Source organism: Alkalihalobacterium sp. TH-98 (assembly GCF_057473385.1).
On the sequence record NZ_JBYCKM010000017.1, the window covers coordinates 41,206 to 56,568 of the forward strand.

The window sequence follows — 15,363 nt, forward strand, 5'->3', positions numbered from 1 at the left end:
GGGGAAGGTTTGTAGCATGTCAAAATTTATTGGCGATTGGGGTAATCAGCTCAAGAGCTATAACAAAAATGTTCGGTTATTTTTACTCGCATCCTTTTTAGTGAATGTCGGGATGGGCATTTTCATGATCATTTACAACTATTATATACGTGAACTCGGATATGACGACCAGGTAAACGGGAAAGTAATTGCAATGACAGCGATGGCGTCAGCAATCTTTTTATTACCAGCTGGAATTATGAGTGATAAAGTAGGTCGAAAAAAAGTTATATTAGTTGGGGCAATCTTTGCTTCTGTTACGATGTTAACACGATCCGTATTAGAAGCGGAATCGCTGCTTCTTGTTAGTGCGTTTGCCACAGGGATTTTTATGTCGTTTATTCAAGTGTCTTCTATACCGCTTTTAGCGGAAAACTCTACAGAAAAGCAAAGGGTTCATTTATTTAGCTTTAATTTTGCCCTCATCATGGTTGCAAATGTCATAGGGAATGCATTAGGTGGTACGTTAAGTGATGTCTTACAGGCATTATTTTCGTTTAGTGCGTTGTGGAGTGTACGAATTACATTGCTCGTGGGGTCCATATTTTTCTTTACATCTCTCATTCCAATTATGAAGATTAACGAAGAAAGAAAACTTAAGACCGAAAAAACAGCAGCAAGTTCATTTAAAAATATTTTTAAAACACAAAAGTCCGGGCTAAAAATGATCGCTCTTTTTGCCATTGCACAGTTAATTATTGGCTTTGGTTCCGGTCTTGTTATACCGTATTTGAACATATATTTTACAGACCGCTTTGAAATTAGCAAATCACTTGTCGGTATTATCTTATCTTTAGGTCAAGCGATGACAGCCGTTGCGTTTATGATTGGTCCTGCCGTTGTAAAACGTTTTGGTGAAGTTCGTGCGGTAGTTATTTTACAGTTAGCATCCTTACCTTTCCTTTTACTTACAGCTTATACAGAAAATTTATGGTTGGCAGTTATTGGTTTCCTTTTCCGTCAAGCACTAATGAATGCCGGAAACCCTATTCAGATGTCATTAATGATGAGAAGTGTAGATGACTCAATTAAGGGGTTAGCTAACTCAGTAGGGCAAATGGTCTTCCAACTCGGCTGGGCAGTCATGGGACCGGTTTCGATGACGCTTGTCATGATGTACGGGGCGTATTACGGTTATGCTATCGTTTTTACGATTACAGGTTGTTTGTATTTAATTGGTTCGATTTATTTTTATTTAGTATTTAGAAAAGTTAAATAAACATTTATTTAAAACCTGTTGACAACAATTTTCGACACATGTTATTATTCTTTCATTGAGTAAAGTAATTTAATAGCTTCAAGCTCTTATCCAGAGTGGTGGAGGGACTGGCCCGAAGAAACCCGGCAACCTTTGAAAACATGAAAATGTGTTAAGAAAGGTGCTAAATCCTGCAAGGTGAAATGCCTTGAAAGATGAGAGAAAGGACACTAACATTGTGACTAAACCTTTCTGTTCATCTGTTGACGGGAAGGTTTTTTTTATTACCAACACTTACCTACTATCTCTATATAGGAGTTTGCAAGCCTTATTACTAGTAAGCCAATAGGAAAAATATAGATAGATAAATAGATAGATAAGATGGCGAGAGAGAAAAAACGATTAAAGGAGGCACCATGATAAATTTAAGCGGCATTCGCAAACTTTTTAAAACGAAAGATGGAATTGTTACAGCGGTCGACCGTGTTGACTTAGAAATTAAAGACGGAGAAATATTCGGGATCATCGGTTACAGTGGTGCTGGAAAAAGTACTTTAATTCGTATGCTGAATAGCCTTGAGCGTCCGTCTGAAGGAACAGTTACTATTGCCGGTAAAGAGATGTCTTCGTTAAAAGGGAAATCTCTACGTAAAGCACGGCAAGAAATTAGTATGATTTTTCAGCACTTTAACTTATTGTGGTCGAGAACCGTAAGTGAGAATATAGGCTTCCCATTAGAAATAGCAGGCGTACCGAAAGAACAGCGTCAAAAACGAGTGGAAGAACTGATTAAACTCGTCGGTCTAGAAGGAAGAGGCGGTTCGTATCCTTCTCAGCTTAGTGGCGGGCAGAAGCAACGGGTTGGGATTGCTAGAGCGCTCGCGAACAATCCGAAAGTTCTCCTTTGTGATGAAGCGACTTCAGCATTAGATCCAAAAACAACGGACTCAATCCTAGAACTACTCGTAGATATTAATAAAAAACTCGGCTTAACGATCGTTTTGATTACACACGAGATGCATGTCATTCGAAAGATTTGTCACCGTGTCGCTGTCATGGAAGCCGGGAAAGTTGTTGAGATGGGGCCTGTTCTGGATGTATTTAAAAACCCGCAAGCTGGAATTACAAAACAATTTGTAAAACAGGTGACAGATCCAGAGGAAACGAAGGAAACGATCTCTCATATTATTGAAGATGAATCGGGAAAAGTCGTTCAATTAAGTTTTATAGGGGAAGAGACGGAAAAGCCCCTCATTACGAAAATTATTCGGAAGTTTGATATAGAAGTTAATATTCTACAAGGTAAAATTTCGCAGACGCAAGAAGGGGCATACGGAACACTGTTTATCCAGATTGATGGAGATGTCGTAGAAATTGATCGTGCGATTGCTTTCATTCGTGAAGAAGGAGTACAAGTGGAGGTGATCGATCATGTTTAATGAATGGTTTGCAAAAATGAAATGGGACAAGTTGTGGGAAGCAACGGTCGAAACCATTTATATGACATCAATTTCCGTTGTAGCCACATTCGCCATTGGGCTTGTTTTAGGACTTATCTTATATTTAACAAGTAAAGGAAACCTGTGGGAAAACCGTCCCGCTAATCTAATCGTAAGTACGATTGTCAATGTGTTCAGGTCTATTCCTTTTATCATTTTAATTGTACTACTCATCCCATTTACGAGAATGTTAATGGGAACGATGTTAGGAGCAAATGCAGCGCTTCCTGCTTTAATTATTGGTGCGGCTCCTTTCTATGCCCGTATGGTGGAAATCGCCTTAAGAGAAATTGATAAAGGTGTTATTGAAGCCTCACAATCGATGGGGGCAACAAACTGGCAAATTATTTATAAGGTGTTAATTCCAGAGTCTTTACCTGCGTTAATCTCAGGGATCACGGTAACCGCAATTGCTTTAGTTAGTTACACAGCGATGGCAGGGGTTATCGGTGCTGGAGGTCTTGGTCACTTTGCCTATTTAGAAGGTTTCCAACGAAACAATACAACTGTTACCATGGTGGCAACAATCACAATCTTATTGATCGTATTCATTATTCAATGGATTGGAGATTATTTCACATATAAAACTGACAAACGTTAATAAGGGGGAAAAAGAAATGAAAAAGTTCTTAAGTTTAATTGGAGCTGCAGCAATATCTTTATCATTAGTAGCATGTGGTGGTGGTGCTGAAGAGCCACAAACAGAAGAAACTCCAGGAGAAGAAGCAACTCAAGAAGAGAATGTTAAATTAGTTGTAGGGGCATCTGCTGTTCCACATACAGAAGTACTTGAATTTGCTGCTCCACTCTTAGCTGAAAGAGGGATTGATCTAGAAATTAAAACATTCACAGATTATATCTTACCAAACCAAGCATTAAATGAAGGCGAGCTAGATGCAAACTACTTCCAAACGCCAGGTTATTTAGCAATGCAAATCGAAGAATTTGGTTATGAATTTGAAAGCATTGGGCCAATTCATGCTGAACCTATTGGTGTTTATTCAAAAGAATTCAGTAGCTTAGATGAGCTACCTGATGGAGCAAAAATCATCATGAGTGATTCTTTCAGTGACCACGGTCGTATTTTACCTATCTTTGAGCGCGCAGGTGTCATTGAGCTAGACGTTGAAGAAGGACAATTAGCACAACGTGAAAATATCGTGTCAAATCCGAAAAACTTAGACTTCTCAACACTTGTTGAAGCAAGATTACTTGCTCCATCATTTGAAAGTGGAGAAGGTGACGCTGTTGTCATTAACACAAACTATGCTCTTGAAGGTGGAGTAGATATCGAAAATTACGGTATTGCCTTTGAAGGACAAGATGTACTTCAACCAAATTTAATCGTTGTTCGCTCTGAAGATGTAGATCGTCCAGAACTTCACATTTTATTTGAAGTATTACGTTCTGAAGAAGTGGTAAACTTCATTCTTCAAACGTATGACGGTGCAGTTATTCCGTGGAGTGAGTAAGTTAAATTTTATGATCAAGAGTGGCGTTGGAATTCATTTTCCAATGCCACTTTTTTGTTCTTAATATAAGGAAAACTAATTGTGTGTGCCTAAGCACAAACAGAGTAATGATGACTAAGTCCAAGGAGAGTAAGAATTTGGAGCTTCACGAAAATGGCGTGGGAGTTTTATACATGAAATGGAAATACTAAGGAATAATAGGAATGTTAAAGTGTTCAGATAAAAAGGAGGTACATACACATGGAACAAAACCAAAATCAAGATAATCAGCAAGACAGTGTCATTCAAATGGCCTTACAAGAGTATAAAGAAGGCTTAGGACAATTCTTGCAAAAAATGCCTGATGTCGCGGGGAAGTTTAATGAGTTTACAGAAGCGTGCTTTAAAGAAGGAAAGTTATCTAAAAAAGATAAGCAGCTGATCGCATTAGGGATTAGTGTCGTTTCACAGGATGAGTATTGCATTATCTATCATACAAAAGGCTGTCTTGACGAGGGGTGCAGTGAAGACGAAATTTTAGAAGCTCTCGGTGTTACTGCGGCATTTGGTGGCGGTGCAGCAATGAGCCAAGCTGTTACGCTCGTTCAAGAAGCTATTTCCGAGCTGGGTTCTTCAGGTAATCAAAAGAAACATTAATGACTCGGCGCTATGCTTTATGTTCGAATTTCTCACACTAGACATGGAAGGTAACATTCGAAGTATCTAGCTCCAGTGCCCAGCGAGACTTCGCTCACCTCATTGGATAAGTCAACATCGGTTCATTTCCTTTCACCGTGTTTCCTTTATTTCATACGGTGGGCTCCAGCCCGTACGTCGCTAAACAGGTGCTTGCGATTTTCTCATTTTTTTCAATCTGCGAGTTATAAAGAGCATATGAGCTAAATTGTATAGCATTGCTATGTGAGAAAAGGTGAGTATGCATAACGATACATTGTCAGAAAATTTCACACTATACCGCAGTTGGGAAGATATCGTGAGGATGATATGATTCTTTATAGAGTAAGCGTAACTGAAGCATTCAAGTTATTTGATTGCAAACCGTCAGTTACCTTATAAAAAAGAAAGGATTGATTTATTATCCAAACGATTCACACGAATTACACAGGCGAAATGGAAAAGGCGATGCAACAGAACCACGGAATTGGTTACGAAGAGTACAATCGCAGCCTGGAGAAGCGCTTAGAAGTTGAAAAGTCGCGTGAAAGAGAATATAAACGTTCCATTAAACTAGCTATTGAGCTCAATCAACGGTAAAATAAAGATAAGAGAAATAAGAGGCTGACTCTTTTATGATGAGTCAGCCTCTTATCTTAGTTTTTTTTGCATGAGATTTTCTATTTGTTTAAAGTTTACGATCTTAACGGACTCACAGGCCGTTATTTCATTAAAAAGCATGCTTTGGGGGACCGTAACGGACTCAAAAGCCCTTATTCAGAACTTTTTGCTGTGTTTTTTAATGATATTAAGCAAATAGGGTCCTCTCAGTCCGCTGAACCTCTTAATTAGGTCAGTTTGGTTAAAATAAGGTCCTCTCAGTCCTCTAAAATAGGGGATACAAAGTTAGTCTGTCTTCTAAACAATAGGAGTTTAACCATTGTTCGAGAACTGTGACGGCACAAAGTCCACAGACAACTAAACCTGCACTTCTATGTTTCTCTGTATGACTTTGTTGCTGAGTTGAGAAACTATTAGTAGGTTGGACGGTTGGACAAGGTCATAAAATACTTTCTATACATAAATATATAATAAGTGTATAAATGTTGTTAAAAAAGTTGAACTTACTTTGGATTTGATATAAGATTGTAATGAGAATAAATTGAGAATAAACAAAAGCACTTCTTTCGTCAAGAGGGCAGTGTAATCTTAAGATAAAATATTGGAGGTAGGAAAGAATGACAGCACCATACTTAAAGATTGAAAATCTTCATGTAGCAATAGAAGGTAAGGAAATCTTAAAGGATTTCAACCTAGAAATTAACGGTGGAGAGATCCACGCGATCATGGGACCAAACGGTACAGGTAAATCTACATTAGCGTCTGCACTTATGGGTCACCCTAAATATGAAATCACTAGTGGGAAAGTCACTTTCAACGGTGAAGACCTTTTAGAAATGGAAGTAGATGAGCGTGCTCAAGCTGGTCTATTTTTAGCAATGCAATATCCAAGTGAAATTAGCGGAATTACAAATGCGGACTTCCTTCGTTCAGCGATCAACTCTCGCCGTGAAGAAGGAGACGAAATTTCATTAATGAAATTTATCCGTAAATTAGATGAGAAAATGGATTTACTTGAAATGAATCAAGAGTTCGCTCAACGTTACTTAAATGAAGGCTTCTCTGGTGGAGAAAAGAAACGAAATGAGATCCTTCAATTAATGATGCTTGAGCCAAAGATTGCCGTTTTAGATGAAATTGACTCAGGTCTAGATATCGATGCTCTTAAAGTAGTATCTACAGGTGTTAATGCAATGCGTGGAGAAGAGTTTGGCTGTCTTATCATTACTCACTACCAACGCTTACTGAACTACATCACTCCTGATAAAGTTCACGTTATGATGCAAGGCCGTATCGTAAAATCTGGTGGAGCTGAACTTGCTGAACGTTTAGAAGCAGAAGGTTACGACTGGATTAAAGAAGAACTTGGCATTGAAGATGAAAAAGTAGAAGCATAAGGTAGTGAGGAGGGATAATATGTCAGTGGAAACGAAGCTTGCGTTCGATCAAGAGTATGTTAAACAATTTTCTACAGGGCGCGGCGAACCTGAATGGCTATTAAATTTTCGCTTAAAAGCGCTTGACTTAGCAGAAAAATTAGATTTACCAAAACCAGATAAAACAAAGATTGATAAATGGAACTTCACTCAATTTGCTCACCTTCAAGATGTAACAGCAACTTCTTTTGAAGAGTTAAGCGATGAGGTTAAAGGTTTAGCCGGTGAAGCAACAAATGAACAAAACATTGTCGTTCAAAAAGATGGTGCAACAGCTCGTCTTCAAGTGAGCGAAGCGGTTAAGCAACAAGGTGTTATTTTTACAGACCTAGCAACAGCACTTAAAGAGCATGGACAATTAGTGGAAAAATACTTTATGGCAGACGCTGTAAATGTGGACGAAAACCGTCTGGTTGCTCTTCATGCGGCATTAATGAATGGTGGTACTTTTATCTATGTACCAAAAAATACAGAGGTGACTGTTCCTCTTCAAGCCGTTTACAATGTAAGTGAAGCTGCATTATTCAACCACGTGATCGTAGTTGCAGAAGATAATAGTTCAGTTACGTATGTAGAGAACTATGTTGGAGGCCCTAAAGAAGAAACGGTTGCTAACATCGTGGCTGAAGTATATGCAGGTGCTGGAGCACGCGTTTCATTCGGTGCGGTTGATAATCTTTCTGAGAACGTAACAACTTATGTTGTTCGTCGTGCGCATGTTGGCCGCGATGCTCGGGTAGATTGGGCACTTGGTCAAATGAATGACGGAAATACAGTAAGTGAAAACACAACACACCTGATCGGTGAAGGTTCTTATGCAGATACCAAAACTGTAACGATCGGGCGCGGGACACAAAAACAAAACTTCACAACTCAGATTTTCCATCATGGAAAACATTCTGAAGGATATATATTAAAACATGGCGTAATGCGTGAAGAAGCAACTGCGATCTTTAACGGAATTACGAAAATTGAACATGGAGCTTCAAAATCAAACGGTGAGCAAACTGAACGTGTATTAATGTTAAGTGAAAAAGCTCGTGGAGATGCGAACCCGATCCTTCTTATTGATGAAGATGATGTAACAGCGGGTCACGCTGCATCTGTAGGAAGAATTGATCCACTACAAATGTTCTATTTAATGAGTCGTGGAATTACGCAAAAAGAAGCTGAACGCTTAATTATTCATGGTTTCCTAGCACCAGTTGTAAACCAACTTCCAGTTGAATCTGTAAAAGAGCGTTTTACGGAAGTTATCGAAAGGAAAGTAAAATAATGAACGTTCAAGAGGTTCGCAAACAATTTCCAATCTTACATCAGGAAGTGAACGGGAACCCACTTGTTTATTTAGATAGTGCGGCAACGTCTCAAAAGCCAATTCAAGTCATTGAAGCTTTAGATGATTATTATCGTCGCTATAATTCTAATGTACATCGTGGGGTTCATACCCTCGGTACACTTGCAACTGATGGTTATGAAGGTGCAAGGGAAAAGGTTCGTAAGTTTATCAATGCCAACTCAACAGAAGAAATTATTTTCACAAGAGGAACGACAACAGCACTCAATCTAGTTGCTAGCAGTTACGGACGTGCCAACCTCGGTGAAGGTGATGAAATCGTCATTACACCGATGGAGCACCACAGTAATATCATTCCGTGGCAACAAGTAGCTAAAGCTACTGGAGCGACGTTAAAATATATTCCACTACAAGAAGATGGGAGTATTGATTTAGCGGATGTTGAGGAAACTGTAACTCCACAAACAAAAATTGTATCGGTTATGCAGGTTTCTAACGTATTAGGGGCAATTAACCCAATCAAAGAAATCGCAGCGATTGCTCATAAGCATGGTGCTGTGATGGTTGTTGACGGTGCTCAAAGTACACCTCATATGAAAATCGACGTGCAAGATTTAGATTGTGACTTCTTTGCTTTTTCTGGTCATAAGATGGCTGGTCCTACGGGGATTGGTGCTCTTTACGGGAAGAAAAAGTTATTAGAAAAAATGGAGCCAATCGAGTTTGGTGGGGAAATGATTGACTTTGTTGGTTTGCAAGAATCAACATGGAAAGAGCTTCCTTGGAAGTTCGAAGGTGGAACACCAATCATTGCAGGTGCCATTGGATTAGGGGCAGCGATCGATTTCCTTGAGGAAGTCGGCATGGATGCAATCCTAGCGCACGAGCATGAACTCGCGCTATATGCGATGGAGCGTATGTCTGAAATTGAAGGATTAACGATTTACGGTCCGAAAAAGCGGGCAGGAGTAGTTACTTTCAACATTGACGATGTTCATCCACATGATGTTGCGACAGTGCTTGATGCTGAAGGCATTGCTGTTCGTGCAGGTCATCACTGTGCTCAGCCATTAATGAAGTGGCTGAACGTAACAGCAACAGCAAGAGCTAGTTTTTATTTATACAATACAAAAGAAGATGTTGATGCACTTGTCAATGGATTAATAAAAACAAAGGAGTATTTCGGCGATGTCTTTAGGTAACAATCTCGATACTTTATATCGACAAGTGATCATGGACCATTATAAAAACCCTCGAAATCGTGGAGAGTTTGAAGGAGATTCTGTAACGGTGAATATGAATAACCCGACATGTGGGGATCGTATTCAATTACAAATGCAAGTAGAAGATGATAAAATCACAGCTGCTAAATTTGTAGGTGAAGGTTGCTCTATCAGTCTTGCTTCTGCATCAATGATGACACAGGCTGTTAAAGGTCTATCTGTTGAAGAAGCATTACAGATGTCTCAAATTTTTTCCGATATGATGCAAGGTAAAGATTATGATGACTCGACGTTTGACTTAGGTGACATTGAAGCACTACAAGGTGTATCAAAGTTTCCAGCACGAATTAAATGTGCAACGTTAGCGTGGAAAGCGATGGAAAAGGGTATTCAAAGCGAAAACGAATAAGGAGGTTTTCTCATGGCTAAGAAGATGCCGGAAATCGGTGAATATAAATATGGCTTTAGAGACAAAGACGTTTCGATTTTCCGTTCGAAAAAGGGATTAACTCGTGAAATCGTCGAGGAAATTTCTCGAATGAAAAGTGAGCCACAGTGGATGTTAGATTTTCGTTTAAAGTCACTTGAACAGTTTTATAAAATGCCAATGCCGCAATGGGGTGGCGACCTTTCTGAATTAAATTTTGATGACATTACGTACTATGTAAAGCCGTCCGAAAAGTCAGAGAAGTCTTGGGATGAGGTTCCAGAAGAAATTAAAAATACGTTTGATAAACTAGGTATCCCTGAAGCAGAGCAAAAGTATTTAGCGGGTGTATCGGCTCAGTACGAATCTGAGGTTGTTTATCACAACATGCAAGAAGATCTTGAAGAGCAAGGAATTATCTTTAAAGATACGGACTCTGCTTTAAGAGAAAACGAGGATATCTTTAAAGAGTACTTCGGTACAGTAATTCCTCCTACTGATAATAAATTCGCGGCACTTAACTCTGCAGTGTGGTCTGGTGGATCTTTCATTTACGTACCAAAAGGCGTTAAGGTTGAAACACCTCTACAAGCGTACTTCCGTATTAACTCTGAAAACATGGGTCAATTCGAGCGTACGTTAATCATCGCAGACGAAGACAGCCACGTACACTACGTAGAAGGCTGTACTGCGCCAGTTTACTCAACAAACTCACTTCATAGTGCGGTTGTTGAAATTATCGTTAATAAAGGCGGTTACTGCCGTTATACGACGATCCAAAACTGGGCACCAAACATCTTCAACCTTGTTACAAAGCGTGCAGTTGCAGATGCAGGCGCTACGATGGAATGGGTTGATGGTAACATTGGTTCGAAGTTAACGATGAAATATCCTGCAGTTGTTATGAAAGGTGAAGGAGCAAAAGGTACGATCCTTTCTATTGCGATTGCTGGTAAAGGTCAGCACCAAGATGCTGGAGCGAAAATTCATCACTTAGCACCAAATTGTTCATCGACTATCGTTTCTAAATCGATCTCAAAACAAGGTGGTAAAGTAACGTACCGTGGGATTGCTCACTTCGGACGTAAATCAGAAGGCTCAAAAGCGAAAATTGAGTGTGACACGTTAATCATGGATAACCAATCAACTTCTGATACAATTCCTTACAATGAAATCTTAAACAACAACATCACATTAGAGCACGAAGCGACGGTATCTAAAGTTTCTGAAGATCAGCTGTTCTATCTAATGAGTCGTGGTATTTCTGAAGAAGAAGCGACTGAGATGATTGTTATGGGCTTCATCGAGCCATTCACAAAAGAATTACCGATGGAATACGCAGTAGAGATGAACCGTCTGATCAAGTTCGAGATGGAAGGTAGTATTGGATAACCTTTATATATCAAAGGGTTTAGGGGTTTTATAGGGTACTAATTTGGTGTCGTGCCAACTTTGTGCCAAGTTGAGTTGAAATTACCTTTTAGTGTAGGAGGCGAACTTTTGAAGTTCGTCTTCTTCTATTTTTTCAGTTACATCAAGATAAGTATCCGCTGTTGTTTTGATGGTTTTATGCCCTAAGCGATTTGATACATATTTAAGGCTTGCACCTGCTTCAAGTGCCAGAACTGCATGAGTATGTCTAAAGCCATGAGTGCCTTTATAATCAACACCGGCTTTTTTGCAGTAATCTTGCATGGTTTCTCGTATAGTAGAAGGTGTTAAATAATGCCCGTTAAAATTTTGAAAGATAATGCTATCTTCATTTTTGCGGAACCTTGGATTACCTAAAAGTAATTCATTTTGCTTCATTTTGAACTTCTTTAATTCACGGACTAAATCAGGTTCTATTTTGATTGTGCGATAGGAAGAGGAATTTTTTAATGTTGTCAATTTGACATTGTTATTATCATCACGACTAGTTTGTTTGTCTATCGTTATTTTATCGCCATTAATATCTTCCCATCTTAAGGCTAATGCTTCACTTATCCTCAAACCAGTTTTGCTTAAAAAGAGCATGAGCGTATAATAAAGCTGATAATCAGGGAAGCGCTGATGTTTATAGGTTTTCATGAAATCCAATAACTGATTTAATTCTTCAAGGCTGAAATATTTCACTTTTTCCTTTTTTAATGCAACAGAGTCTTTAACAGGAACCTTTAATTTATCAGCAGGGTTCTTTTCAAGTACCTCAAGTTCATAAACCGCATAATGTAGGATACTTTTCATAACTGAAAGATATTTCAACCTCGAACCAAATGAATATTTTTCTTTGCCGTTTTCGTTTATTTCTCCAAATGTAGCAATCCACCTTTTTATTTCAGTTCTTTTTATCGTCATTATTTTTTTATCCCCAAATGTGGGTAAGATGTGATTTCTGATAATCACTTCAAGTTGAACAAAGGTTGACTCTTTAACATTGGCTTTTTTGTGTTCCAACCAATCGTTTAGAACCTCCTTAAACAACATATTTCTATCATTCAAGGTTTGACCGTAATAAATACGTTCTTCAACTTTTGCACTTTCGATTTTTGCTTCTTTTGAAGTTCTGAATGTACCGACACTTACTAATTTTCCGTCTTTGTGGACACGTGCTTGCCATTTGCCACTAGGTAATTGTCTTATGTTTGCCATCTTTCCTTTTCCCCTTTCAATCCTTTAGGACGATTTCGATAAGGCTTTTAATTTTTGATTTTTCTTCTTTTGTCAGTAGTTTATCTTTATAAAATAGTGGGTCTTTGGAATCAAGTAATAAATCAATGGATGACTTTTGTTTATTTTGTTTCTGTTCTTCCAGTGACCACTCAATATCTTCTCTTTCGTTTTTCATTTTCATATAATCATCTGGGTCAATATATCCTGCTTGTACTAGTAAATCAATTGATGGAATATTAAGTCCTACTGCAATCTTTTCAAGTGTTTCTACTTTTGGAACTCCTCTTTTCCCTGTTTCAACTTGTGATAGATACGAGTGTGCAACCCCTGATAATTCACTTAGTTTTCTAACAGTAAGTCCTTTTTCTTTTCTTAATTTCCTTAAATTTTCCCCGAAAGTGTTCACGATGTTATCTCTCCCTTTTTGTATTTTTACTTCTACTTCATTTTAAACCAAACGGTCGCAAAAGTAAACTAATTTTGTTATGCATTTGCAATCAATTTAAAAAAATGTTATTGTGTGGTTGTGGTCGCAAATAGTAAATAAAATTAGAAAGGGGTTCGCTAATGTTGAACATCAACTTGAATGAAAACGAATTAAAAACAATTTATCTTGAAGAGGTTCAAAAACGCTTAGAAGAATGGGAACAACAAACATTGCTTATGGATATGAAAGAACTTTGTAAAATGCTTTCGTTAAGCAGACCAACCGTAGAAAAATTATTTATATATAATCCTGATTTTCCAGCTTTGCGAGTGGGAAAGAAGTGGTTGTTTCCTCGTAAAGAAGTAGAGGCATATATTAAGCGTTGGTCAATAGATGTTAGAAAAAAAGGTGGCACCATAGAATGGGATTAGTAAGCTTAGAAGGGATGGAACAGGAAAAATCTATTCTTATTAAAGTAAACGAAATTCTACCAGAAGCTAAGATTTTGAAATTAAGGGGTTACTCAAGTAAAAATTTTAGTCAAAAATATGATGACGCTAAAAAACCAACGGGAAAAACGTGGGAGTATTTTGAAAGTGATTTAGATATCTCAAGATGGTTAGCTTCAAATGGATGGGTTGGTATTGTCATTCCTAAAAATCGAATTGTTGTTGATGTGGATGAAGTAGCAACAGGAGAGTTATTAAATAAATTGTTGGGGAAGGAGGGGTATCGTTATCATTGTATAAAGACTCCAAAGGGGTTCCAGTTTATTTTTAAAGCAAGTGAGGAATCCACAAAATTAGTTAAACAAATTTCGAAATATTACACCCAATTAGGTGTTGTCATTGATACAAGGACAACAGAAAAAGGATATATTGTTTTTCCAACAGAGAAAACGGAAAACCGTTATATCCTTTCACAAAATGAAGAACTTGATGAACTACCTTTCTTCTTATATCCAGTTATGAAAAAGAAAGATGATTATGAATTTCCGCTTCCATTAGAAAAAGGAAGCAGAAATGATACTTTGCATAAATTCGCATGTAGATTAAATGTCTGGGGTATTCCTCGTGAAGAAGCCTTTAAATCCATGAAATTAATTTATGAATATTTTGTTTTAGATAAAACGGATTTTCCAGAGAAGGATGTTGATACTTTAACAAATTCAGCATTTGATTGGGAACCAAATAGAGTTAACCCAGCTTTCTTAACAAACGAGCAAAATAAAAAAATTGTATGTTTGCAAAACACTCAAGTTATTTTAAATATGCTTAATGTTACAGTTTATTATGATGTAATAAAAAAACGTTCTTTTATGGCATCTGACAATAAGGATTTTAGTGGTTATATCATGGACTACCATGCTATTAGAATAATGGATTTTGCTATTAACCACGGCTATAAAATCAATAAAAATATGTTAATTGACCATTTAATGACTTTGGCTAGAAATAATTCTATTAACAAAATAACACATTTTCTAGAGAAAGCAAAAAATAAATGGGATGGAATCAGTCGAATTGAGAGTGTTTTTAATACTTTGCACAGTAGAACAGACCGAAGATTGGCATTGGCTTATTTTGTAAAATGGTGTATTCAAGCTGTTCGACTAGCTGGAAATTCGGATGGAAAAATGAATCAAGAATTTGTTTTAGTTTTGCAAGGTGAACAAGGTAATGGAAAAACAACATGGTTTAAATCTTTGTTCCCCCTTAATGAATACTTCAAAGAAGGACTTGAATTAAATCCTGAAAATAAAGATATCGTCTTAGAATGTATTAGTCATTTTCTAGTAGAATTAGGAGAATTAGATGCTACTATGAAGCATGAGCAAGCTCGTATAAAAGCATTTATTACGAAAAGCATGGATGAACTACGAAAACCATTTGAACGGCTATCAGAAATTGCACCAAGGCAAACTATTTTATGTGCTACCGTAAATGATGAAACTTTTTTGAAAGATAAGACAGGTAATAGACGATATGCCGTTATTAAAACAGGTAAAAAAATTGACCGATTGGATCATATTGATTTGGAACAATTTTGGGGAGAAATCGCTTATTTAGCAGCTAACGGCGAAACTCATCATTTATCTGATGAAGAAAAAGAGCAACAAAAGGATGAGAACAATAATTATGAAACATTAACCGAAGCTGAAATAAGAGTAGAACTTAATTTTGATTGGGAAGTAGATAAAAAAGAATGGAGAAAAGTATCCTCTGAGAAAATATGTGATGTATTAGGACTGCCAGCTAAATCAAAAAATGTAGCACAGGCATTAAGAAAAAAAGGGTGTGAGTACCATGATAAAAGCCGTCCAAGAGCATGGACTGTTCCACCATTTATAAATGATTACTCAAAATCATTACCAAGTGGGATACATCCTTCATTCAAAGGTTAGTTTTTGCTCTCTAA

General features: G+C 37.6%; 15 protein-coding genes and 1 riboswitch. Of the genes, 13 read left to right on the top strand and 2 right to left on the bottom strand.

From position 1 onward, the window contains the following. Nucleotides 1-16: 16 nt before the first annotated feature. From AC2VNP_RS07395 to sufB, 11 genes are all read left to right on the top strand, one after another. On the top strand, nt 17-1,258 hold the full coding sequence (locus tag AC2VNP_RS07395; RefSeq protein ID WP_486916704.1) for an MFS transporter: 1,242 nt from the start codon (nt 17-19) through the stop codon (nt 1,256-1,258). Nucleotides 1,259-1,341: 83 nt separating this feature from the next. Further along, nucleotides 1,342-1,459, top strand: a riboswitch (SAM riboswitch). Nucleotides 1,460-1,653: 194 nt separating this feature from the next. Next, nucleotides 1,654-2,676 (top strand): methionine ABC transporter ATP-binding protein, encoded by a 1,023-nt coding sequence (locus AC2VNP_RS07400; protein ID WP_486916705.1) that lies wholly within the window; start codon nt 1,654-1,656, stop codon nt 2,674-2,676. Beyond that, the gene (locus AC2VNP_RS07405; protein WP_486916706.1) at nt 2,669-3,337 is read left to right on the top strand and encodes a methionine ABC transporter permease; all 669 of its coding nucleotides are present in this window, start codon (nt 2,669-2,671) and stop codon (nt 3,335-3,337) included. Before AC2VNP_RS07400 ends, AC2VNP_RS07405 begins: the two co-directional genes overlap by 8 nt. 16 nt (nt 3,338-3,353) lie before the next feature. After that, nucleotides 3,354-4,208, top strand: coding sequence for a MetQ/NlpA family ABC transporter substrate-binding protein (locus tag AC2VNP_RS07410; protein ID WP_486916707.1), 855 nt, complete (start codon nt 3,354-3,356; stop codon nt 4,206-4,208). Nucleotides 4,209-4,448: 240 nt separating this feature from the next. Further along, nucleotides 4,449-4,844 carry a carboxymuconolactone decarboxylase family protein gene (locus AC2VNP_RS07415; protein ID WP_275120833.1) on the top strand — a complete coding sequence of 132 codons (396 nt, stop codon included), beginning with the start codon at nt 4,449-4,451 and terminating at the stop codon, nt 4,842-4,844. Between the two features lie 474 nt (nt 4,845-5,318). After that, nucleotides 5,319-5,462, top strand: coding sequence for a YuzK family famiily protein (locus AC2VNP_RS07420; protein ID WP_486916708.1), 144 nt, complete (start codon nt 5,319-5,321; stop codon nt 5,460-5,462). 638 nt (nt 5,463-6,100) lie between these two features. Continuing rightward, nucleotides 6,101-6,880, top strand: a complete 780-nt coding sequence (sufC, locus tag AC2VNP_RS07425) for a Fe-S cluster assembly ATPase SufC (protein WP_275120834.1) — start codon at nt 6,101-6,103, stop codon at nt 6,878-6,880. Nucleotides 6,881-6,899: 19 nt separating this feature from the next. After that, nucleotides 6,900-8,195: a Fe-S cluster assembly protein SufD gene (gene sufD / locus AC2VNP_RS07430; RefSeq protein WP_486916709.1), complete on the top strand. Its 1,296-nt coding sequence runs from the start codon at nt 6,900-6,902 to the stop codon at nt 8,193-8,195. After that, a complete protein-coding gene (locus AC2VNP_RS07435; RefSeq protein ID WP_486916710.1) occupies nt 8,195-9,418 on the top strand; it encodes a cysteine desulfurase in 1,224 nt (407 codons plus the stop codon). The genes sufD and AC2VNP_RS07435 overlap by 1 nt, the downstream gene beginning before the upstream one ends. Next, nucleotides 9,405-9,848, top strand: coding sequence for a Fe-S cluster assembly sulfur transfer protein SufU (gene sufU, locus AC2VNP_RS07440; protein ID WP_486916711.1), 444 nt, complete (start codon nt 9,405-9,407; stop codon nt 9,846-9,848). The genes AC2VNP_RS07435 and sufU overlap by 14 nt, the downstream gene beginning before the upstream one ends. 12 nt (nt 9,849-9,860) lie before the next feature. Beyond that, entirely contained in the window at nt 9,861-11,258 is a 1,398-nt protein-coding gene (gene sufB / locus AC2VNP_RS07445; protein ID WP_486916712.1) for a Fe-S cluster assembly protein SufB, read from the top strand. Between the two features lie 81 nt (nt 11,259-11,339). Here the strand turns inward: sufB and AC2VNP_RS07450 are convergent, their stop codons facing one another. Next, complete coding sequence (locus AC2VNP_RS07450; protein WP_486916713.1) at nt 11,340-12,497, bottom strand: tyrosine-type recombinase/integrase; 1,158 nt, start codon at nt 12,495-12,497, stop codon at nt 11,340-11,342. Between the two features lie 16 nt (nt 12,498-12,513). Continuing rightward, nucleotides 12,514-12,924, bottom strand: coding sequence for a helix-turn-helix domain-containing protein (locus tag AC2VNP_RS07455; protein ID WP_486916714.1), 411 nt, complete (start codon nt 12,922-12,924; stop codon nt 12,514-12,516). A 161-nt stretch (nt 12,925-13,085) separates the two neighbouring features. Here AC2VNP_RS07455 and AC2VNP_RS07460 point away from each other — a divergent pair, with 161 nt between their 5' ends. Further along, entirely contained in the window at nt 13,086-13,376 is a 291-nt protein-coding gene (locus tag AC2VNP_RS07460; RefSeq protein ID WP_486916715.1) for a helix-turn-helix domain-containing protein, read from the top strand. Continuing rightward, on the top strand, nt 13,367-15,349 hold the full coding sequence (locus AC2VNP_RS07465) for a VapE domain-containing protein (protein ID WP_486916716.1): 1,983 nt from the start codon (nt 13,367-13,369) through the stop codon (nt 15,347-15,349). The genes AC2VNP_RS07460 and AC2VNP_RS07465 overlap by 10 nt, the downstream gene beginning before the upstream one ends. The last annotated feature ends 14 nt before the right edge of the window (nt 15,350-15,363 follow it).

Excerpts from the sequence above, each read along its gene's own strand:
- AC2VNP_RS07395 (WP_486916704.1), top strand. The coding sequence starts at position 17 with ATGTCAAAATTTATTGGCGATTGGGGTAATCAGCTCAAGAGCTATAAC.
- AC2VNP_RS07400 (WP_486916705.1), top strand. The coding sequence starts at position 1,654 with ATGATAAATTTAAGCGGCATTCGCAAACTTTTTAAAACGAAAGATGGA.
- AC2VNP_RS07405 (WP_486916706.1), top strand. The coding sequence starts at position 2,669 with ATGTTTAATGAATGGTTTGCAAAAATGAAATGGGACAAGTTGTGGGAA.
- AC2VNP_RS07410 (WP_486916707.1), top strand. The coding sequence starts at position 3,354 with ATGAAAAAGTTCTTAAGTTTAATTGGAGCTGCAGCAATATCTTTATCA.
- AC2VNP_RS07415 (WP_275120833.1), top strand. The coding sequence starts at position 4,449 with ATGGAACAAAACCAAAATCAAGATAATCAGCAAGACAGTGTCATTCAA.
- AC2VNP_RS07420 (WP_486916708.1), top strand. The coding sequence starts at position 5,319 with ATGGAAAAGGCGATGCAACAGAACCACGGAATTGGTTACGAAGAGTAC.
- sufC (WP_275120834.1), top strand. The coding sequence starts at position 6,101 with ATGACAGCACCATACTTAAAGATTGAAAATCTTCATGTAGCAATAGAA.
- sufD (WP_486916709.1), top strand. The coding sequence starts at position 6,900 with ATGTCAGTGGAAACGAAGCTTGCGTTCGATCAAGAGTATGTTAAACAA.
- AC2VNP_RS07435 (WP_486916710.1), top strand. The coding sequence starts at position 8,195 with ATGAACGTTCAAGAGGTTCGCAAACAATTTCCAATCTTACATCAGGAA.
- sufU (WP_486916711.1), top strand. The coding sequence starts at position 9,405 with ATGTCTTTAGGTAACAATCTCGATACTTTATATCGACAAGTGATCATG.
- sufB (WP_486916712.1), top strand. The coding sequence starts at position 9,861 with ATGGCTAAGAAGATGCCGGAAATCGGTGAATATAAATATGGCTTTAGA.
- AC2VNP_RS07450 (WP_486916713.1), bottom strand. The coding sequence starts at position 12,497 with ATGGCAAACATAAGACAATTACCTAGTGGCAAATGGCAAGCACGTGTC.
- AC2VNP_RS07460 (WP_486916715.1), top strand. The coding sequence starts at position 13,086 with ATGTTGAACATCAACTTGAATGAAAACGAATTAAAAACAATTTATCTT.
- AC2VNP_RS07465 (WP_486916716.1), top strand. The coding sequence starts at position 13,367 with ATGGGATTAGTAAGCTTAGAAGGGATGGAACAGGAAAAATCTATTCTT.